Here is a 20,048-nt window from a genome sequence, read left to right on the forward strand (position 1 = left end):
TGACCCATCGTACTGGAAAATGGCGCGGATCGGTGCAACAGATTGTAAGGGCACGACCGCCGGTTGCGGTCATCAAAGCTGCGGCATCGACGTCGCGATTGATGGGGTGATCATGTGGGGATCGATCGTATCGGAATGGGCGAGCCTGCTGCTGCGCTGGCTTCATGTGGTGGCGGCGATCGCCTGGATCGGCAGCTCGTTCTATTTCATCGCCCTCGACCTTAGCCTCAAGCCCAGGAGCGACCTGCCGGACGGCGTGCAAGGCGAGGCCTGGCAGGTCCATGGCGGCGGCTTCTACCGGATCATGAAATATCTGGTGGCCCCTAGCCAGATGCCGGACGAACTGACCTGGTTCAAATGGGAGGCCTACACCACCTGGCTGTCCGGCTTCGCGCTGATGGTGGTGGTGTACTATCTCGACGCCGATTTGTTCCTGGTCGACAAGTCGATCCTCGACCTCACGCCGATCCAGGCCGGATTGTTCAGCTTTGGTAGCCTAGCGCTGGCGTGGCTGCTCTATGAGGTCGCCTGCCGCACCGGGCTCGCACAGCGCGAGCTGCCCTTTGCCATCGGCGGCTATCTGTTCCTGGTCGCGCTGACCTACGCCTTCACCCACGTGCTGAGCGGCCGTGGCGCCTTCAACCAGATCGGAGCAATCATCGGCACCATCATGGTGGCCAACGTCTTCACGGTGATCATCCCGAACCAGAAGAAGATCGTCGCCAGCCTGATCGCGGGCCAGGCGCCGGACCCGAAGCTCGGCAAGACAAGCAAGGAACGCTCGGTCCACAACAACTATCTGACACTGCCGGTCGTCGTGCTGATGATCAGCAACCACTATCCCCTGCTCTACGCCACGCGCTTCAACTGGATCATCGTTGCGATCGTGCTCGCGCTGGGGCCGGTGATCCGTCATTTCTTCAACGAGGGCCACGCCGGGCGCAAATCGCCGTGGTGGGTGTGGGGCGTCGCAGCCGCGGGCGCGATCGCGATCCTCTTCCTGTCCGCAGCCGGCCCACGCGAGGTCAAGACGGGCGCGCTGTCGGCGCAGCCCACGGTCGCCAATGTCGAGGAGATCGTGATGTCCCGCTGCAGCATGTGCCACGCGACCGAACCGGTCTGGGCCGGCATCGTCACCGCGCCAAAGGGCATTTTGCTCGACGCGCCCGAGCATATCCACCGCAACATCCGCCTGATCGGCCGCGTGGCCGCCTGGTCCAATGCGATGCCGCCGGGCAATATCACCGAGATGACCAGCGAGGAGCGCGCCATTCTCGCCGCCTATATCAGCGAGCAGGATCGCTGACGGCACAACGCGTCGATGCCGCATTTCGCGGAATGAAATTCCGCTTCCCCCGCCGATTTGAAAATGACTTGATCGCCCATCCGGCGTAGACAGGACCAGCGGCCGCGGGCCGTCCAAAGTCAGTTTGCAATTGCCGGGAAAATCACAGTGGCCCTCAAGAACATCATCGGGATCGACCACGCCGTGGTCATGGTGCAGGACCTCGACAAGGCCGCCGAAAACTACAGGCAGCTTGGTTTCACGCTGTCGCCGCGCGGCACCCACAGCGCGCATATGGGCACCGGCAACTACACCATCATGTTCGATCCGGACTATATGGAGCTGCTCGGCGTGCTGGTGCCGACCGAACACAATGCGCCCGCGCGCGCCTTCGTCGAGCGGCACGGTGAAGGCATCGAGCGCATCGCCTTCACCGCGGTCGATTCCGCCGCCGGCGCCGAGGAGATCCGTGCACGCGGCCTCACACCGATCGGCCCGACCGATTTCGAGCGGCCCGTCACGCTGCCGAACGGCACGGTCTCGGCCGCCAAATTCCGCACCTTCATGTGGCCGACCGCGGAAGCGCCCGGCGGCGTTCGCATCTTCGCTTGCCAGCACAAGACGCGCGAAACCGTTTGGATTCCTGAATTGATGAAACACGCCAATGCGGCGAAGCGGATCAGCGAGGTGCTGATCGCGACGCCCGAGCCCGCGAAGGAAGCAGCCCATCTGGCGCGGCTGATCGATCGCGAGCCGAAGGCAGAAGCCGACGGTGCTGTGACCGTGACCTCCGGCGGCGATCGCGCCGATTTCGTCTATCTGACGCTGGATCAGCTCGGCAAACGCTATCCCGGCGTGCCGCTCGCAGGCCTCTCCGAGCGCGGCGGCGCGGCGCTGGTGCTCGTCAGCGACGATCTCGCAGCGACCGAGAAGGCGCTGAGCTCAGTGGCTATCCGCAGCGGAGCCGCGATCGTCGTGCCCCCGGCCAAGGCCAACGGCACCCTGCTCGCCTTCATTTCCGGCTGATTTGAACCAATTCTTTAACGCGCGTTTACCCGGCGGCTCTAGGATTCCTGGCAGTCCAAGTCGCCCCGGGGCCACGCGCATGTTCAAAGAGGAATCGCCGATCGCCTACGACGCGCCGGCCGAACTGAAGAAGTGGCCGTCGCTGAAGGGCGAGAGGCAGAAGGACAGAGGTCCGCCCTATCTCGTCTACAACGGCACGCTGGCCGATTGCGTCCGCGAGCTGATCGGAAAGCCGATCAAGGGCATCTCGCTGTACGACATCATGACGAAACCGCAGCCGGCTTTCGACCAAACTGTGTTGTCGCCCGGCGATGCCGCCGAGATCGCAATGCGCAAGGATTTCCCCAAGGTGTAACCGCCGGGGCTTCCCGCAAGACCGTTTGCAGTCCTGAGTTTCCCTGCGGCTCCCGTAGAACCGCGGGAGCAACGTTGCGTTTTCTGCGATGGGAACACCGTACTAACACCGGCCGTCTCGCGGAATCGCAGCTTCGCCGCAATTACGGTTAAGAAGTCCTTGTCACCGGCGCGCGCTGGGCGTTCCCCCACAGTTCGAGGACTTTTACCGAGATGCGATTTCTCGTCGCGGCTTGCGCTGCGCTCCTGATTCTGATGTGCGACGTCAGCACGCCGCCCACCTCGCAGGCTTCCTACTTCGACAACGCAACGCCCAAGGCCGATCGCGCGCCCTCGCTGGTCCCCCTCGTCGAGCTGTTTCTTGCAAGCGTGCAGGCCATCGAACTCGCCAATGCGCGCGCATCGTACGAGGAGACGATCGAGCCGCCGCGCGCGGTCGAAACGATCATGCAGGCTCCGGCGTCGCCGACCGAACAATTCTGCCGTGCGCTGAAGGAAGCGGCCGAGGAGAGCGGCATTCCCGTGCCGTTCTTCGCCCGCCTGCTCTGGCAAGAGAGCCGCTTTCGTTCCAACGAGGTCAGCCAGGCCGGCGCCCAGGGAGTTGCGCAATTCATGCCGGAGACCGCCGCCGAGGTCGGGCTCGATGATCCCTTCGATGCCATGAAGGCTCTGCCGGCATCGGCAAAATTCCTGCGCAAGCTCCGCGACGATTTCGGCAATCTCGGCCTTGCCGCAGCCGCCTACAACGCGGGCCCGGGTCGCATCCAGAAATGGCTCGCCAAGGAGAGCGAGCTGCCGCGTGAGACGCGCGACTATGTTCGCATCATCACCGGCACCAGGGCTGAGGACTGGATCGAGCGCTCGGAAGCGCTGGCGATCCGGATCGACCTGCCGCGCGAGGCGCCTTGCGAAGGCGTCGGCAGCCTGTCCAAGACCAGGGACGTCGCCTGGGTGCGCGCGAACCTCACGCCCTCGACGGCCACCATCATTCGCAAGGCCGAGCAATTGGCGGCGCGGCTCTCGGCGAACCGCGCCCGCAAGCGCCTTGTTGCCCTGCTCCACAAGAACGGCGCAGCCCACGGCCGAGCGCGCAGCATGATCGCGGCCCGCGCGAAGGGTACGAAGGCTCACGCCATCCGTATCGCGGCGCGCGAGCGCTCCTCGGGCTAAATCAAATCGGCTTCTCGTCGTCGGTGACCGGCGAGGTCACCACCAGGAACACGAGATCGGTCAGGCCCGAATTGGAGATCGCGTGCTCGACGCCGGGCGGCAGAAAGATCACGTCGTGCTTGCGCACGACATGGTTCTTGCCGGCGATCTCCATCAATCCTTCGCCGTCGAGCACGTGATAGACCTGCTCCTGCACCTTGTGGTGATGCCGCGCCACATAGGCCATCGGCTGGTACATCGAGATGCGGTAGTCGATGCGGCGCGAGCCCGCCGTCTCCGGCATCACCAGCGGCTTGGACAGCGCACCACCAAAATGGTTGGGGAATTCGCGCCAAGGCACTTCCGCGATGTTGCGGATGAAGGCGCCGCCAATCTCCTCGGCCATGCTCGTGCTCCCTAATTCACCAGTGCGCCGCCGTCGACATAGACGATCGAGCCCGTGGCAAAGCCGTTGTTCATGAAGCTCGCGATCTGCTGGGCGATGTCCTCGGCCATGCCGACGCGGCCGACCGGAAGTGCTGCCGCCGTCCTGGCCAGCATCTCTTTTCGCGCAGCCTCCGGCATCGCAGCCCGGATCGGCGTATCGATCACACCCGGCGACACCGCATTGACACGCACCGGTGCAAGCTCGAGCGCCAGCGCACGAGCCAGCGACTCCAGCGCGCCATTGGCCGCGCTGACGATCGCCGAGTTCGGCCGCGGCCGGACACTGAGGAAGCCGGTGACCAGCGTCAGCGACCCGCCTGGCCGGATCTCGGCCTCGCGCGCAACGCGCCAGGCGCCCCAGAATTTTCCTTCCATCGTGGCCCGCACATCCTCCATCGCGACAGTCTTGAACGGCCCGGTGCGAAGCTGCGCGGCTGTCAGCACGACATGATCGACAGCGCCGGTGCGCTTGAACAGCTCGGCGACGCTCTGATCGCTGGTGACGTCAGTCGGGATCGCCGTCACCTTCAGCCGCTCGGCGACCGGATCGAGCTTCGCGGCGCTGCGCGAGGCGATGACGACGTCAGCACCCTCCGATTTTGCAAGCTCCGCCGTGGCGAGGCCGATGCCTGAGGAGCCGCCGATCACGACGACCTTCTTCCCTGCGAGGGTCATTCCCATCTCCCGATATTTTGTTGATTGCTTCTGCGAACCGCGATCAGCCCGGCTGGAAGCGCGTGCCGATGCCGGCCTTGCTCTGGCCCAGACCCGGCAATTCCCAGATGCCGGCGCCGGAGGGATTGACGTCCGCGGCGATGTCGACATCGATCAGATAAGGCCTGTTGGCAGCGATGCCCTTGCGGATCGCCTCGCCAAGATCGCCGGCGCGATCGACCCGCACGCCTTCGACGCCACAGGAGCGCGCCATCGCCGCGAAGTCGGGATTGTAGCGCTGACCCGTCTCCGGGTGCTTGAAGTCGGTCGCAAGCTCGCGCCCGCCGAGATAGCCGCGCTGAAGCCCGCGGATCGAGGCATAGGCGTAGTTGTTCCAGACCACCCAGACCACAGGCAGATTGTATTCGACCGCCGTGCCGAGCACGTTGGCATGCATGAAGAAGGCGCCGTCGCCGCAGACCGACACGCAGGGCCGATCGGGCGCGGCGAATTTCGCGCCCATCACGCCGGCAACGCCAAAGCCCATCGGACCAAACCCCATCGAGCCGATCAGCGAATCCGGCCGCTTCGGCTTGCAGAAGCCGAGCAGCCAGTTGTGATGCACGCCGATGTCGGAGACGAGGATGGCGTCCGCCGGCAGCGCCTTGTCGATCTCGGCCGCCGCGCGCTGCGGATTGATCGGTGTGGTGTCGTCGGAGAAGCCGGGCGCGACGAACTTGTCCCACTCCTTGCGATAACCATCGATCTGCGCCAGCCACTTTTTGCGCGCATCCGATTTCTTGAACAGATTGTCGCGGCGATCGAGCTCGGCATGCACCTGTCGCAGGAAGGTGCGAACATCGGCCATCAATCCGAGTGCGACGGGATAGTTGCGGCCGATCTCCTCGGGATCGATGTCGACGTGGATCAATCTCGTCGGCGGGATCGTGAAGGAATAGCCGGGAATCCACGAGCTCGAGGTGCGGTCGTCAAAGCGGACGCCGAGCGCAAGCAGAATGTCGGCCTGACGCGTTGCGTGATTGGCCTGGTAGTGGCCGGCACGCGCGACGAGGCCGAGCGCCAGCGGATGATTGACATCAAGCGCACCGAGGCCGCTTGCGGATGCCGCAACCGGAATCTGCAGCCGTTCGGCAAGCTTCCGCAACTCCTCCGCCGCGCCGCCGTAGCGCACGCCCTGCCCGACCAGCATCACCGGCCGCTCGGCCGCAAGCAGCATGTCGACCGCCTTCTCGACGCCTTCCGGATCGGCACCGCAGCGGCTGGAGATGTTGGCGCTCCACTCGGCAGCCTTCGGCGCCTCCTCGGCCGCCGCCTCCATGAACACATCGAAGGGCACATCGATCACAACGGGACCGGGCCGGCCCGTGACCATGGTCTTCCAGGCCTGCCGCACCGCGAGCGGCACCATTTCGCCGCGCGTCGGCTGGAACACCTTCTTGCACATCGTGCGCACGGTGGAGGGAAAGTCAGCCTGATAGTGCCGATACATTTCCTGGAACGCACCGCGATTGAACTGGCTGGTCGGCACATTGCCGGTGATCGCCATGAACGGCACGGAATCGAGGAAGGCGTTCGCCAGCGAGATCGGCAGATTCGCCGAGCCCGGCCCGCAGGACGTGAAAGTCGCGGTCGGCCGGCCGGAGACGCGGTAGTAAACGTCAGCCATGAAGCCGGCGACGCTCTCGTGATGCACGGAGATGGTCTTGATCTCTTGGGAGCGCTCGTACAGCGCGTCGATAAACTGGATGTTGCCGTGGCCGCAGAGCCCGAACACCTGCGGCACCTTCTCCTGGATCAGGTAGTCGACAATGACCTGGGCGCCATTGAGCATATTTTTCGACATCAATCGGTCTCCCTCTCGGCCCGTCGACTTCTTCTGTACCGATGCGGAGAACGCGGCCGGTCATCATGGGGCCGCGGGAGCCTATTTCTCATAATGCTGTACGTCAATTTATATTGTGGTAGGCTTTCTCCTTGAGGAAACGCGAAGCTCCGCGCCGACGGCTGCGCCGGTTGCGTGCTACTGTCGCAAGAACGGAGCCATGTCGATTCACCAGAGGGAGCCCAGTCCTTGAGATCGCGTACCAAGCCGACCACCGGCGAGAAGCCTGCAAGCCCGCGCAAGGCCGCGATTGCCAAACTGGTCCCAGCACCCAAGGCGGATGGCGACGACGACGCCGAGGACAAGCAACGCGGCGGCGGCGTTCAATCGCTCGGGCGCGCCTTCTCGATCCTCGAAGAGGTGGCGCGCCATCGCGAAGGAATTGGACTTGCGGAGCTGAGCAAGCTGGTCGGCCTGCACAACTCGACGACATTTCATCTGGCCAAGACGCTGGTCTCGCTCGGCTACCTCCGCCAGGAGAAGGACAACAAGCGCTATCGCATCGGCCGGCCGCTGTTTGCGCTTGCCGCGTCAGCGCTCGACGAGATCGAGATGGTCAGTGTCGCAACGCCTGTGCTGGAGGAACTATCGCGCCAGACCGGTGAAAGCGGCCATTTTGCCGTGCGGATGGGCGATGCGGTGGTCGTGATCGCCCGCACCAGCGGCCCCGGCGCGTTTCAGCTCACCGATCGCGTCGGCGTGGTGCGGCCCGCCCATTGCACCGCGCTCGGCAAGATCATTCTGGCTTCGCTGCGCCCCGAGCAGCTCAAGCGCTTCATCGATCGCGTCGAGCTGAAACCGTCGACGCCCAGATCCATCAGCGATGTCGGTGCGCTGATGCGCGAGATCGCCGAGGTGCAGCGTACCGGGGTTGCCTTCGACGACGGCGAGTTCAATCCGGAAGTGCGCTGCGTTGCCGTGCCCGTCACCGATTTCACCGGGCAGGTGATCGGCGCGCTCGGCATTTCAGGTCCGATCTGGCGCCTCTCCAACCAGGCGCTGCACGCCGGCGCTCAGGTCGTGCAGGCCGCCGCCGACCGCCTGTCGGTGGAGTTCGGCGCCAAGGACCGGGCGCAAAAGGCGTTCACGCAAAAAGCCTGAGCCGCAACCCAGGCGACGATTTTGCCGGTTGACACCGGCAATGGCGTTCGGGATTATCCTCCAGCATTAGAAAAAGCTCTCTCACAATACCGGATATCCGGTTTTGAAGGGAGGCACGCGATGCACCCGGGAGGAGACAGAGATGATCCGCTACCCACGACGGACGTTGTTACGGGCGGGCGCAGCCTTTGCAGGCGCAGCCGCCCTCGGGTTTCCCGCGATCGCAAGAGCCCAGGCCGAGAAGATCCGGATCGGGCACCTGACGCCGCTCACCGGCTTCCTCGGCGTGATCGGCAGCTACGCGCAGCTCGGTGCAAAACTCGCCGCGGAGGAGATCAACGCCTCCGGTGGCATTTTGGGCAGGCCGATCGACCTGCTCTCGGAAGATTCGATCAACCCGGCGACCGCCGCGACCAAGGCGCAGCGCATGCTGGAGCAGGACGGCGCGGTGGTGCTGCTCGGCGAGATCTCGTCGGCGTCCTCGCTCACCATCATGCAGGTCGCCGAACGAAACAAGAAGGTGTTCTTCTCCACCGGCGCGCGGTCGGACGCGCTGCGCGGCAAGAGCTGCAACAAATACTCGTTCCACTGCGACATCCCGAACACCGTGATGGTGAACGCGGTTGGCACCGCGCTGTCGCAGCAGGGCATGGTGAAGGGCAAGAAGTTCTTCACGCTGACGGCCGACTACATTTTCGGTCACGATCTGCTCAAGGCCGCCAAGACGTTCTTCGGCGCGCATGATGCGAACCTGATCGGCGACGAGCTGATCGCAACAGATGTCACCGACTTCAGCCCGTATCTGCTGAAAGTGCGGCAGGCAAAGCCCGACGTGGTCTGCTGCAACCTCGCCGGCAACCAGGTGACAAATCTCGTCAAGCAATATGCCGAGTTCGGCTTCCCCTATCCGCTGGTCGGCTTCAATCTCAACACCGGCGATGCCTGGGCTGCGGGCGCGGGCAATCTCAGCGGCACCTGGCCGACGGTCTGGTATCACACGCTGGACAATCCGACATCAAAGGCCTTCGTCGCCGCCTTCAGCAAGAAATACGGCAAGCCGCCGGAGAATCACGCCTGGATCGACTACGTCACGCTGAAGCTCCTGGCGGAAGCGATCAACACGACCAAGTCGACCGACAGCGGCGAGCTCATCGCCTATTTCGAGAAGCAGGCGCAGTTCGACATCGGCAAGGCGCGCAAGGCCTATTTCCGCTCCTGGGATCACCAGCTGGTGCAGGAAGCCTATCCGTTCACCGTCAAGCCAAAGGACCAGATGAAGGACCAGTGGGACATGCTGGTGCTGGGCGATGCGGTACCGGCGGCGAACGATCCGCTGGAGACGATCTACCCGACCAAAGAGCAGAACCCCTGCGAGATGAAGGCCTGACGCCCGCACCCGGCAGAGCCGATAGGCGTTAACGGCGCCGGCCTAACCGGCGCCGTTCTTCATCAAAGATGGCACACGCAACATGCAGTTCGAGTTCTTGCTGGAACAGGTGGTGAATGGCCTCGTACTCGGAGGCTATTACCTGCTCATCGCGCTCGGACTGTCGTTGATCTTTTCCGTCGGCGGCATCGTCAATCTCGCGCACGGTGCATTCTATGCGCTCGGTGCCTACATCTGCGTCGAGCTGACGAAGCGCCTCGGCTTCGGCGTTTCCGTCGTGATCTCGCCGCTTGCGGTCGCGCTGCTCGGCATCCTGTTCGAGCGCTTCATCCTGCGCCGCTTCTACACGGCCGATCCGATCCTCAGCCTGCTCGTGACCTTCGGGCTCGCGATGGTCGCGGAGCAGGCAATCCGCATGATCTGGGGCGCTGCACCGGTCTCGACCGAGATCCCGCAAAGTTTTCGCGGCTCGGTCATCGTCGGCGACTTCCTGTTCTCGCGCTATCGCCTGCTGATCCTCGGCGTGGTCGCTGCGATCATGGTTGGTGTCTGGCTGCTGCTGCACAAGACCTCATTCGGACGCGTGGTCCGCGCCGGCATCCAGCGGCCGGACATGGTGGCTGCACTCGGCATTCGCCTGCAGCCCTATATGACCGCGATCGTCATGCTCGGCGTCGGTCTCGCTGCGCTCGGCGGCGCGTTCTTCGCGCCGATCACGACCGTGCATCCGGCGATGGGCGCCGATATCATGACCATCGCCTTCGTCGTGGTCGTGATCGGCGGGCTCGGCAGCTTCTGGGGCGTGATCATCGCCGCCCTCCTTGTCGGCGTGGTGCGCGGCATCGCCATTCATTTCGAGCCGGCGGCCGGCGAGGCCTCGATCTACATCCTCATGTTCGTGGTGCTGCTGGTGCGCCCGCGCGGCCTGCTCGGCGAACGCATCGAGAAGTTCGAATGAGGAACGCCTCGACCATGGAACGGTTGAGGCCGCTGCTGATCGCGACAATCGCAGTCATCGCGTTGCCGTTCCTGCTTCGGTCGCTCGGCCTGTCGCTCAACACCGGCACCTGGATGCTTGGGCTAGCCATCGCGGCGATGGGGCTCAATCTCTGCATCGGCACTACCGGCCTTGTCTCGTTCGGCCACAGCACCTGGTTCGGCATCGGCGCCTATGCCGCCGGGCTGATCCAGCTCCGCGTCTTCCCCGGTGAGATCTGGCTGCCGCTGCTGGGATCGATGGTCGTCGTCGCGATCGCGTCAGCCGTGATCGGGATGCTGATCCTGCGCCGGCGCGGCGTGTATTTCTCGCTGCTGACGCTGGCGCTGGCAGCCCTCGTCTACACGACCGCCTTCCGCTGGACGAGCCTCACCGGCGGCGAGGACGGGCTCGGCGGACTGAAGCGCGGCGGCATCGGCGCCTTCAGCTTCGACAGCGCGCTCAACTTTTACATCGTGGTCGCGGCGATCGGGCTTGTCGTGCTCTATGTGCTGATGCGCCTGGTGCGCTCGCCGTTCGGGCATGTGCTGGTGGCAATTCGCGAGAACCAGCTGCGCGCGAGCTTTCAGGGCTATCCGGTCGAGCGCTACAAGCTCGCGGTGTTCGTGATCTCGGCCGTCGTCACGGGACTAGCCGGCGCGCTGATCGCGTTCCTGAATTATCTCGTCTCGGCCGAAGCCGTCTCGGTGCCGTTCGCGGGCGAGCTGCTGGCCATGGTCGTGATCGGCGGCATGCGCAGCCTGCTCGGCCCCGCGCTCGGCGCGGTGTTCTTCATCCTGTTCCGCGAGCTGTTCTCGATCTGGACGTCGGACTGGCTGTTCTGGTTCGGCCTCACCTTCGTGGCCTTCGTGATGTACTCGCCCGGCGGCCTCGTCGGCATCGGTTCGCTGGTCCTGCGTCGCTTCCGTCCGCCCGCGGAAGAGACGGCCGCGATGAGCCGGCGCAAGATCTATGACGGCCTGCCGCTGCCGGACTTCTTGCGGCCGGAGGCGTTGAAGGGCACGGTGCTGGAAGTCAGCCACGTCTCCCGAAAGTTCGGCGGCATTCGCGCAGTCGAGAATGCGAGCCTCATGGTCGCCGCCGGCGAGATCCACGCGCTGATCGGGCCGAACGGCGCCGGCAAGACCACGCTGTTCAATCTGGTCTCCGGCCTCTACGCGCCGGACCAGGGCACGATCCGTCTGCAGGGGCGCGACATCGCGGGCGTGCCAACGAATGCGATCTGCCATCAGGGGCTGGCGCGCTCGTTCCAGATCACCAATCTGTTTCGCGGGCTCTCGATCTACGAGAATCTGCGCCTGTCGCTGCAGGCGCGGCGGCCGATGCGCTTCAACATCTGGAACGACATCGACGCCTACGAGGACATCCACGCCGAGACCGCCGCGCTCACAAAGTTCCTCGGGCTCGAAGGCATCGAGGAGATCGAGGGCGGCGAGCTCTCCTATGGCGGGCAGCGGCTGGTCGATCTCGGCATCGCGCTCGGATCAAAACCACAGGTGCTGCTGCTCGACGAGCCGCTTGCCGGCCTTGCCGCAGCCGAGCGTGAGCGCGTCTCCAATCTGGTCAAGAACATCGCGGCGAACATTCCCGTGCTGATCGTCGAGCACGACATCGACCGCGTGCTCGGCTTCTCTCAAGTCGTCACCGTGATGAACCAGGGCGAGGTGCTGATGTCCGACTGCCCCGCCGCCGTGCGGGCCGACCCGCGGGTGCAGGAGATCTACACCGGCAAGGGCATCCCCCCCGTCGAGCACCGCCGCAGCGACGCGGACGCCGGCACGCACGAGACCGTGCTGCGGCTCGACGGTGTCAACACGTTCTATGGCAAGAGCCACATCCTCGACAATGCCGCGCTCGATGTGCGCGAGGGCGAGATCGTCGCGCTGCTGGGCCGCAACGGCGCAGGCAAGTCGACGCTGCTGAAAACCATCGCGGGTCTCGTGCCGGCGGCGTCCGGCAGCATCGCCTATCGCGGCGATGATATCGCAAGCCTCGCCGCTCCTGACATCGCGCGCCGCGGCATCGGCTATGTGCCGCAGGGCCGCGGGCTGTTCGCTGGCATGACAGTGCGTGAAAACCTCGCGCTCGGGCGTCTGGCGCGCAAGACCGACGGCAGCGATGGCGTGGTCTGGGACGAGGAACAGATCCTGCAATACTTCCCGCGCCTGAAGGAGCGGATGAACGTCGCGGCCGACTATCTCTCCGGCGGTGAGCAGCAGATGGTCGCGGTCGCGCGTGCGATGTCGGGCAATGTGCGCCTGCTGCTGCTCGATGAGCCGTTCGAGGGACTCGCGCCGGCCGTGACGCTGGAACTGTTCAAAGTGTTCGATGCGCTCCGCCGCGACATGTCGATCGTGATCGTCGAGCACAATCTCGACCTCGTGCTCGCGCTCGCCGACCGCGTCTTCGCGCTGGAGCGCGGCGCCGTGTTCCACCAGGGTCCGGCGGCGCCGCTGCTGAACGATCTCGGCTATCGCAAGCAGATCCTCTGGCTGTGATGGAAACAGGTGCGCCCCCTCTCCCTCTCCCGCTTGCGGGAGAGGGTTGGGGAGAGGGTGTCTCCGCGATGGGACAATCCCCTAGAGGATAGAGCCCTCACCCGCGCCTTCGGCGCGACCTCTCCCGCAAGCGGGAGAGGTTAAGGAAGGGCGCGCCGCCTACTCCGCCTTGATGTTCGCGGCGGCGACGACCTCGGCGAGTTCCCTCGTCTCCTTCGCGATCTTGGCAGCGTAGTCGGCGGGGCTGAGCACGCTCACCACGCCCTGCGAGCCGAGCCGTTCCTCGACCGTCGGATCCTTGGCGGCTGCGACGATCTCCCGGTGCAGCGTTTCGAGGATCGGCGCCGGCGTTGCCTTCGGCATGAAGAAGCCGACCCAGAACGAGAGATCAAAACCGGGATAGCCGGCTTCCGCGACCGTCGGCACGTCCGGCAGCGACGGCAGCCGCTCGGCCGAGGACACCGCGAGCGCGCGCAGCTTGCCGGCCTTCACCAGCGGCACCGCGGAGAGCGGATCGAACACCGCCAGCACCTCCTGCGCGAGGATGCCGACTTCGGACGCGGCACCACCGCGATAGGGCACGTGGATCATCTTGATGCCGGCGCGCTGGCTGAGCAGCTCCATCGCAAGATGGGCGAGGTTGCCGTTGCCGCCCGAGCCGTAGGCCAGCGCGCCGGGCGCCGCCTTCGCCGCCGCGACGAGATCGGCGACGGTGTTGATATTCGCCGTCTTGGGATTCTCCGGATTGACCACCAGCACCAGCGGCGCCGAGACGACAGTGGTCAGCGGCGCGAAGTCGCTTACCGGATCGTAGCGGATGTCCTTGAAGAGCGTCTTGTTCAGCGTGATCGTGGACGAGTTGCAGGCGAGCACGGTGTAGCCGTCGGCCTCCGCATGTGCGACGCCTTCGGCGGCGATCATGCCGTTGGCGCCGGCGCGGTTCTCGACCACGAAGGGCTGCCCGAGTTTTGCGCCGAGCCTGTCGCCGATGATGCGCGCGACCACGTCGACCGGACCGCCGGCGCTGAAGCCGACCATGATCTTGACCGGCCGTACCGGATATTTTTGCGCGACGGCCTGCGTCGACAGCGCGGACGCGCAAAGGCCGGCAATGAGCGCCAGCAGGCGGGCCGTTCGTCGCATTGGTTCTCTCCCCGGACCCCGGCGCCTGTGCTTGTTGTTGGTGCGGCGCGTTCGCCGATCATGAATAGCGGCCACCTTGGATTTCGCAATCGCGTTTCCGTCAGGCATTCCGTCGCACGGCAGGTAAGCGCCGCTATCCCAACAAAAACGCGAAAACAACCCCATGCACAGTAGCCGACGCCAGCCAGACCAACGACTTGCGCGGGGGCGATTGCGGAATCACCGAAATTCCGTTTGACACGTCGGGCAAAACAGGCGCACGATGGCATCATCGCGACAATCGCCCGTGTCCAAGCCCCGCCCGCTCCTGGGCGCGCTCGACCTGCCCGCGCGAAAACGCCTCATCGACATCTGAAAATCTCAACCGCCGCTCAGCGGGCGCGCGACCGGCTTCGCTCGCAGCGAACCCTTGCGCCTGCGCCGGCAAAGGACACATCCATGACGACATTACCGACACCACCCGAGACGATGCCGATCGCGGCGAACGATCTTGCCCCGATCATCGCAAGCCCAAAAGTAAAACTCCGCCGCAGGCGCATTTTGATCGACCATCCCGATCCGCGCAGCGGCGAAAAGCTGCTGGCCGAGGCGATCGGCGCCGTCGACCGCGATGCGCTGCATGGCCTGTTGAGCCAGTTGGTGAAAGCCAGCGCGGTTGCGCGGAAGCCCGACCAGGGCAATCTCTCCTTCATGGTCTCGATGCTCAAAAGCATCGCGCCGAAGGATTCGCTCGAGGCGATGCTGGCGGCGCAGATGGTTGGCATTCACGTCGCGTCGATGCGCTGCGCCTGCCGTCTCGCCCTGACCGACGACGTGCCGCAGCAGGAAAGCCTCACGCGCGCGCTGACCCGGCTGGCCCGCACCTACGCCGCCCAGATGGAGGCCCTGAGCCGCCATCGCAGCAATGGCGCGTGTGCGATCACGGTGCAGAATTTGTCGGTGCAGGACGGCGGCAAAGCCGTCGTCGGCCATTTCACACAACACGCGAGCCTGATCGCTGCGCAGCCGGGCCTTGTGGACGCCGTCCCCGCATGAGCCACGCCCGCAGCACCGGCCCGATGCTGGCGAGCCCGCGTTGCGGCGCGCAGACGCGCAACGGTGGAACCTGCCGCGCGCCGGCACTGCGCGGCAAGGCGCGATGCCGCATGCACGGCGGCGCCGCGGGATCGGGTGCGCCCTGGGGAAATCAGAATGCGCGGACCCATGGGCGGTTCACAAGGGATGCAATCGCCGAGCGGAGGCAGATCCAGACTCTGCTTGATGAGGCGCGCAAGACGCTCTCGGAGTTGACACATAGCGCCGGTGGAATCGGACAGATCGCGGTTGATCCAGCGGCGGCCGGTGGCCTCGCGCCGGTTCGGCCAAAGGCCATTCGTCGAAACTGACGTTATTTCTCATCCACGCGCCGAACCCCGACTCTGGGTTGCCCACGCCCCAAGCCAGGAGGGCGAAGAAAAAGCCCGCGGCGGCGACAGCGGCCCTCAACGCCCTCGATCAGGTGCACCGTCATTCCCCGTCACTAGTTCCGTATTTTCATGCGGTGCTTTTCAGCGTCAGGTCCGAGTACCGGCCAAACCTAGTATTTGAGCACGCGATACGGCCTGCGCCCGCTTTTCCACCTTCAGCTTGATGAAGATGTTCTTGATATGCGACTTCACCGTTTCGGGAGCGATGGCCAGATCCTTGGCGATTTCCTTGTTGGACAGGCCCGCAGCAATCAATCCGAGTATGTCGCTTTCCCGCGGGCTCAGGGACTCGGCAGCCGCAGACGCCGACGCGTCCCGCGGCTCGGCTTCATAAGGCGACTTCCAGGTCGCGCTCAGGTTGGACACATACGACATGAGTTCGCGGGAGCCGCCGGTTCTCTCCGCCTTGTCCTGAAAGGCCGCAAGCAAAGGTCCGACCTCCTTCCCTTCATCCAGAATGGGTTGATATATGCTCGCGCGCGCGAATACCTTGACGATATCGCCGAAGCTGTCCAGCGCCTCTGCGACTTGCTTCGCCCGGAACCTCACGGTCGCCAGGTGTGCCTGGGCCCGGAAAGCCAGGTGGCGATTGCCGGCGCTTTCGAATTCGTCCCGCAGCCCGCTCAAAATCGAAATAGCGTCGTCAAACCGCTCCTCTGCAGAGGCGAGATAAGCGCGCCCAAACGCTGCGTACCAATGGATATCCGACCAGGCGCAATTGGTCGGGGCCGGATATTCTGCGGCAAGGCGCTCCAGTCTCTTGATGCACCCCGCGCCTTCATCGATTCGGCCCTCATTGAAGAACAGCCGCGCCCGCTCCAAGACAGCCGCTGCACTCAAACGTCCCCAACCACGCGCATTGCCCTGGTTCTCCGCGAGTTCCAGCAAGGTGTGGGCCCACTCCACATTCATCCTGTGTGCGGCTATCCTCGCCATGACGGAATAGGCGCTCAATACGCAGTCCAGCAGCGCACCGCCGTTGATGAGCGGCATGCGGTCGATCAGCAGGGATTCCGCTTCGTCCAGCCGCCCCTGTTCGTATCGAACGCGAGCGATCAAGCTGGCGGGTAACGCCGCCGCGGCTGAGTTCGGGCCAACGTGCTGTTCGGCAAGTCGCATTGCGTCGAGATAATAGCGATCGGCAGAGCCAAAACGCAGCAGTTGGACTTCTGACATCCCCTGCAAGCAGCGGTAATAGACTGACGCAAAGACGTTCCTCCTGTCCTCCTCGATCGAGTAGGAAATCCAGGGTGTCGCGTAGAATTCCCTTAGATCGCCGCGTTTCAGGCGACCGAAACGGACAACATTCGAAGCAACATTGGCAGTCCATGGATCCGCCGACCGACCGAGACAATCCTGCGCGATGGACAGCGCTGCTTCACTGTCGTCCTTCAATGCGAATGCCACCGAACGTATCGTATCGTATTCGCAGCGGAAAGCTTCCGGGTCGTGCGAACGATCTGCGCTGATGTCCCGCTCCACTTCGCTGAGCAGCGCGAGTGACTCGTCATATCGTACCGCGAGCGCCATGCCCCAGGCGATCGCAAGCCCGACCTCCGGCTGGCCACGCATGAGGAGCCCGGCAGGAAAAAGACGTTGCCAGCCAAGCAAGGTAAAGAGATCACCTCTTTTTACCAGGGGCATCGCGCAATTCTTGATCCAGCCAAGCGCTCGCACTGCATCACCCGCCGCGAACGCATGTTGCACGGCTTCCGTCCATAATTCCTGCGCTGCATACCAGAGCGATGCTCGCTGATGCAGACCAAGTATCTCGTTGCCAAGCTCCGATTCGAGCCTCTGGCTCAAATACTCGGCGAGGAGCGAGTGGTAGCGATACCACTGACCTTCCTGATCGAGGGGCATAAGCAGCAATTGACGTTGCTCGATTGAGCGAAGTAACTCCTGGCCTGAGCTCGCTCCAGTGACAACCTCACACAACGGGGCACAAAGCCGGTCCAGTACGGCGGTGCGGAGCATGAACTGAACCATGTCGCGCGGAAGGCCATCGAGCATTTCTTCGAAATAAGCGCCAATTGGCCGCTGCACGCCGGAAAGGTTGTGCACGTATTGCCCGAAATCCTGGCCCAATTGTATCGACGTGGACGTCACAATCCTCAGTGCAGCCGGCCAGCCTTCCGTCTTCTCATGCAAAAGCCTCACATCGGAGGGGCTGAGGGTGCCGGGTCTCTCGACCTCAATAAAATGTCGCATTTCCAGCAGATCAAATCGCAAGGCCGGGGCATCGATTTCCAGCAGTCTGTTCCGAGCACGCAATGAGGCCAGGGACAACGGCGACGCTGTTCGGGTCGTGAGAACGACGTGGCAATTTGACGGGGCATGTTTGAGGAAAAACGATAGCGCCTCGTGAACTTCCGGATTGGTAATCCAGTGATAGTCCTCCAGCGTCAGATATATCTCGTCATCAACGTCCGCTAAATCATTCACCAAAGTCGATAGGATCGCACGCGAGTCGAGCAGGAACCTCTCCCCAATCAGATCGATCGCAGCAGTGCCTACGGTATCGCACGCTCGGTGTAGTGCATGACATAGATAGAAGATGAATGTTGCCGGCTCGTCATCGTCGGGATCGATTGTCAGCCACCCGACGGCATTTCCACTCTGTTGAAGTTCTTCCGACCAGGCCGCAACCAGCGACGTTTTGCCGAACCCTGCCGGCGCCTTGATCACGGCCAGTCTCTTTCCGGAGAGCTGGGACACCATGTCCAGGAGCCGGGGACGCGGGATCAGTCCCTCGCATCGCGGCGGAACGACCTTGGTCGCGAGGAATTCGAGCTGCTTCCTGTCGAGGATAGCGCCCTTGGAAGGGGGTAGCTCGCCTTCGGCGCCCGTCGAACCCGGCTCTGTCAATGGTGTGTCTCCATCGAAGCTTCGCTCGGTCCCGATCCGTGCAATCGCACTTCGGTTCCTCACTATACGGCTTGGACGGACATAGGGAAAGCCACGGGGCGGTTTGACGGGACCGGCGGCGAGGTGACGCAGGCGATGTTCATCACCCGCGAACGGCGCACGAGCCGGATCTCGGGTGTCCCTTCAGGCGCGATCTCGTTGAAGGGTCTGGAGAGCCGCAATCCGGAATCGAGCGGAACCCAGCGCACCTACCGGGAACGGATTCAAGCCCTTCGCACTTAACAAATGATATGAAATGAGGTGCAACCATGGGCCAATCGAAACCGCATCGCCCGACCGCGATCGTCGTCGAGGATGACGACATTCAACGCGAGATGCTCGCGCTGATGCTCGAAGAGCGCAATTTCGAGGTGCTCCAGTGCGAGGATGCAGAGACCGCGGCTCTGGCACTCAAGGCACGGCACCCAGTCCTGATCGTCACCGACATCAATCTGGTCGGGAAGATGGATGGCGTCGATCTGGCTTACTTCGCTCAACAGCAAGACGCCGACGTGCGGATCATCGTGATTTCAGGCCGTCCGTTACCGCGGCCGCTGCCGCCCGGTGCAAAGTTCTTCACCAAGCCGGTCTATCCGACGGCGCTGCTGGCGGAAGCGGCGCGATAACGTCAACGATTTCTTCGCGTGAGCGGCCTAGCCGTGAAGCTGCGCGTTGAGGCCATCCCAATTTGGTGTGCGTCGGGTTGCCTCAAGAGCGCCGCTCTGGGAATTGCGACGAAAAAGAAGGCCCTTTTGGCCTGAGAGTTCCTTGGCTTTCAGGACTCGGCCATCTTCCAAAAGGATGCGCGCGCCTGCCGTGATGTAACAGCCTGCTTCGACGATACAATCGTCACCCAATGAAATGCCGATACCGGCGTTGGCACCGATCAGGCAGCGCTCACCAACCGTAATCCGCTCTTTCCCGCCTCCGGACAGCGTGCCCATGATCGACGCGCCGCCACCAACGTCGCTGCCAGTTCCCACGACCACACCGGCGCTGATCCGGCCTTCGACCATGCAGGGACCGAGCGTGCCTGCATTGAAATTGCAGAAGCCTTCATGCATGACGGTCGTGCCCGGCGCCAGATAGGCACCTAACCTGACGCGATCCGCATCCGCAATTCTCACATCGGCAGGCGTCACGTAGTCAGTCATGCGCGGAAACTTATCCACGCCTGTCACCTCAAACGCGAGGGCGCGCTTTCGTGCCAGGAGTCGTGCGTCCGGCACAAGAGAGGGTTCGCAGGCACCGAGGGTGGTCCAGGCATTGTTAGGTAACAGACCGAAAATGCCGTCAAGGTTCAGGCAATTGGGCTGGACGAGCCGGTGGCTCAGGAGATGGAGTCGAAGATATGCGTCGTGCACATCGGTCGGCGCAGATGCAAGGGAGTCAATGTCCGTACGGATTGCAACGATATCGACATTGCGGACGTCGTCGTGCCGCGCATATCCGTCTGCCGACTCGCTCAGCGATCTGATGATCTCGTCCTTCGTCAGCCGTGCCGTTGCCGCCTTGCCGGCCTCCTCAACCAGGCGCAGCTGAATGAACCAGGAATCCAACACGCGACCGTCGGTGGTCACCGTCGCAAATCCCTCGCCTCTCGCGCCCCTCAGCTCTATCGCCATTTGAATTGCTCGCACCACGATCCTGCACATAGCGCATACGCGAATTCTGCTGGAATTGGCAACTTCTGCATTCTCAAACACGTCCGCTAATGGGATGGTCCGGCCG

At 63.7% G+C, this 20,048-nt stretch carries 17 protein-coding genes; 11 read left to right on the forward strand and 6 right to left on the reverse strand.

What is annotated here, in order from left to right; translation table 11 throughout:
• Positions 1-112 precede the first annotated feature (112 nt).
• From FXB40_RS18575 to FXB40_RS18590, 4 genes are all read left to right on the forward strand, one after another.
• The gene (locus FXB40_RS18575) at positions 113-1,306 is read left to right on the forward strand and encodes a urate hydroxylase PuuD (RefSeq protein ID WP_187436967.1); all 1,194 of its coding nucleotides are present in this window, start codon (positions 113-115) and stop codon (positions 1,304-1,306) included.
• Positions 1,307-1,453: 147 nt separating this feature from the next.
• Positions 1,454-2,311, forward strand: a complete 858-nt coding sequence (locus FXB40_RS18580) for a VOC family protein (protein ID WP_148773642.1) — start codon at positions 1,454-1,456, stop codon at positions 2,309-2,311.
• A 79-nt stretch (positions 2,312-2,390) separates the two neighbouring features.
• Positions 2,391-2,666, forward strand: a complete 276-nt coding sequence (locus tag FXB40_RS18585; RefSeq protein ID WP_148773643.1) for a hypothetical protein — start codon at positions 2,391-2,393, stop codon at positions 2,664-2,666.
• A gap of 212 nt (positions 2,667-2,878) precedes the next feature.
• Complete coding sequence (locus FXB40_RS18590) at positions 2,879-3,835, forward strand: lytic transglycosylase domain-containing protein (protein ID WP_148773644.1); 957 nt, start codon at positions 2,879-2,881, stop codon at positions 3,833-3,835.
• Position 3,836: 1 nt separating this feature from the next.
• Here the strand turns inward: FXB40_RS18590 and FXB40_RS18595 are convergent, their stop codons facing one another.
• The 3 genes from FXB40_RS18595 to FXB40_RS18605 are packed head-to-tail and all read right to left on the reverse strand — an operon-like array spanning position 3,837 to position 6,779.
• A complete protein-coding gene (locus FXB40_RS18595) occupies positions 3,837-4,220 on the reverse strand; it encodes a cupin domain-containing protein (RefSeq protein ID WP_148773645.1) in 384 nt (127 codons plus the stop codon).
• Between the two features lie 11 nt (positions 4,221-4,231).
• The gene (locus FXB40_RS18600) at positions 4,232-4,936 is read right to left on the reverse strand and encodes an SDR family oxidoreductase (RefSeq protein WP_148773646.1); all 705 of its coding nucleotides are present in this window, start codon (positions 4,934-4,936) and stop codon (positions 4,232-4,234) included.
• A 43-nt stretch (positions 4,937-4,979) separates the two neighbouring features.
• Complete coding sequence (locus tag FXB40_RS18605) at positions 4,980-6,779, reverse strand: thiamine pyrophosphate-binding protein (RefSeq protein WP_148773647.1); 1,800 nt, start codon at positions 6,777-6,779, stop codon at positions 4,980-4,982.
• A 228-nt stretch (positions 6,780-7,007) separates the two neighbouring features.
• On the opposite strand from FXB40_RS18605, the gene FXB40_RS18610 reads away from it, so the two are divergent.
• The 4 genes from FXB40_RS18610 to FXB40_RS18625 all read left to right on the forward strand — a co-directional run bounded on the left by FXB40_RS18610 (position 7,008) and on the right by FXB40_RS18625 (position 12,801).
• Positions 7,008-7,919 (forward strand): IclR family transcriptional regulator, encoded by a 912-nt coding sequence (locus tag FXB40_RS18610; protein ID WP_148773648.1) that lies wholly within the window; start codon positions 7,008-7,010, stop codon positions 7,917-7,919.
• Between the two features lie 142 nt (positions 7,920-8,061).
• The gene (locus tag FXB40_RS18615) at positions 8,062-9,306 is read left to right on the forward strand and encodes an ABC transporter substrate-binding protein (protein WP_148773649.1); all 1,245 of its coding nucleotides are present in this window, start codon (positions 8,062-8,064) and stop codon (positions 9,304-9,306) included.
• Positions 9,307-9,388: 82 nt separating this feature from the next.
• Positions 9,389-10,264, forward strand: a complete 876-nt coding sequence (locus tag FXB40_RS18620) for a branched-chain amino acid ABC transporter permease (protein WP_148773650.1) — start codon at positions 9,389-9,391, stop codon at positions 10,262-10,264.
• The gene (locus FXB40_RS18625; protein ID WP_148773651.1) at positions 10,261-12,801 is read left to right on the forward strand and encodes a branched-chain amino acid ABC transporter ATP-binding protein/permease; all 2,541 of its coding nucleotides are present in this window, start codon (positions 10,261-10,263) and stop codon (positions 12,799-12,801) included. The genes FXB40_RS18620 and FXB40_RS18625 overlap by 4 nt, the downstream gene beginning before the upstream one ends.
• A gap of 159 nt (positions 12,802-12,960) precedes the next feature.
• Here FXB40_RS18625 and FXB40_RS18630 read toward each other — a convergent pair whose 3' ends face one another.
• Entirely contained in the window at positions 12,961-13,944 is a 984-nt protein-coding gene (locus FXB40_RS18630; RefSeq protein ID WP_148773652.1) for a Bug family tripartite tricarboxylate transporter substrate binding protein, read from the reverse strand.
• Positions 13,945-14,382: 438 nt separating this feature from the next.
• On the opposite strand from FXB40_RS18630, the gene FXB40_RS18635 reads away from it, so the two are divergent.
• A complete protein-coding gene (locus FXB40_RS18635; RefSeq protein ID WP_148773653.1) occupies positions 14,383-14,979 on the forward strand; it encodes a hypothetical protein in 597 nt (198 codons plus the stop codon).
• Positions 14,980-15,002: 23 nt separating this feature from the next.
• The gene (locus FXB40_RS49895; protein ID WP_283812922.1) at positions 15,003-15,329 is read left to right on the forward strand and encodes an HGGxSTG domain-containing protein; all 327 of its coding nucleotides are present in this window, start codon (positions 15,003-15,005) and stop codon (positions 15,327-15,329) included.
• 168 nt (positions 15,330-15,497) lie between these two features.
• Here FXB40_RS49895 and FXB40_RS18645 read toward each other — a convergent pair whose 3' ends face one another.
• Complete coding sequence (locus FXB40_RS18645; RefSeq protein ID WP_210352169.1) at positions 15,498-18,278, reverse strand: winged helix-turn-helix domain-containing protein; 2,781 nt, start codon at positions 18,276-18,278, stop codon at positions 15,498-15,500.
• A 308-nt stretch (positions 18,279-18,586) separates the two neighbouring features.
• Here FXB40_RS18645 and FXB40_RS18650 point away from each other — a divergent pair, with 308 nt between their 5' ends.
• The gene (locus FXB40_RS18650; RefSeq protein ID WP_148773654.1) at positions 18,587-18,943 is read left to right on the forward strand and encodes a response regulator; all 357 of its coding nucleotides are present in this window, start codon (positions 18,587-18,589) and stop codon (positions 18,941-18,943) included.
• A gap of 27 nt (positions 18,944-18,970) precedes the next feature.
• Here FXB40_RS18650 and dapD read toward each other — a convergent pair.
• Positions 18,971-20,048, reverse strand: a 1,078-nt coding sequence (gene dapD, locus FXB40_RS18655; RefSeq protein ID WP_249776253.1) for a 2,3,4,5-tetrahydropyridine-2,6-dicarboxylate N-succinyltransferase, incomplete at its 5' end; no start/stop codon positions are given.

It is taken from the genome of Bradyrhizobium rifense, assembly GCF_008123425.1.
Classification (GTDB): Bacteria; Pseudomonadota; Alphaproteobacteria; order Rhizobiales; family Xanthobacteraceae; genus Bradyrhizobium; species Bradyrhizobium rifense.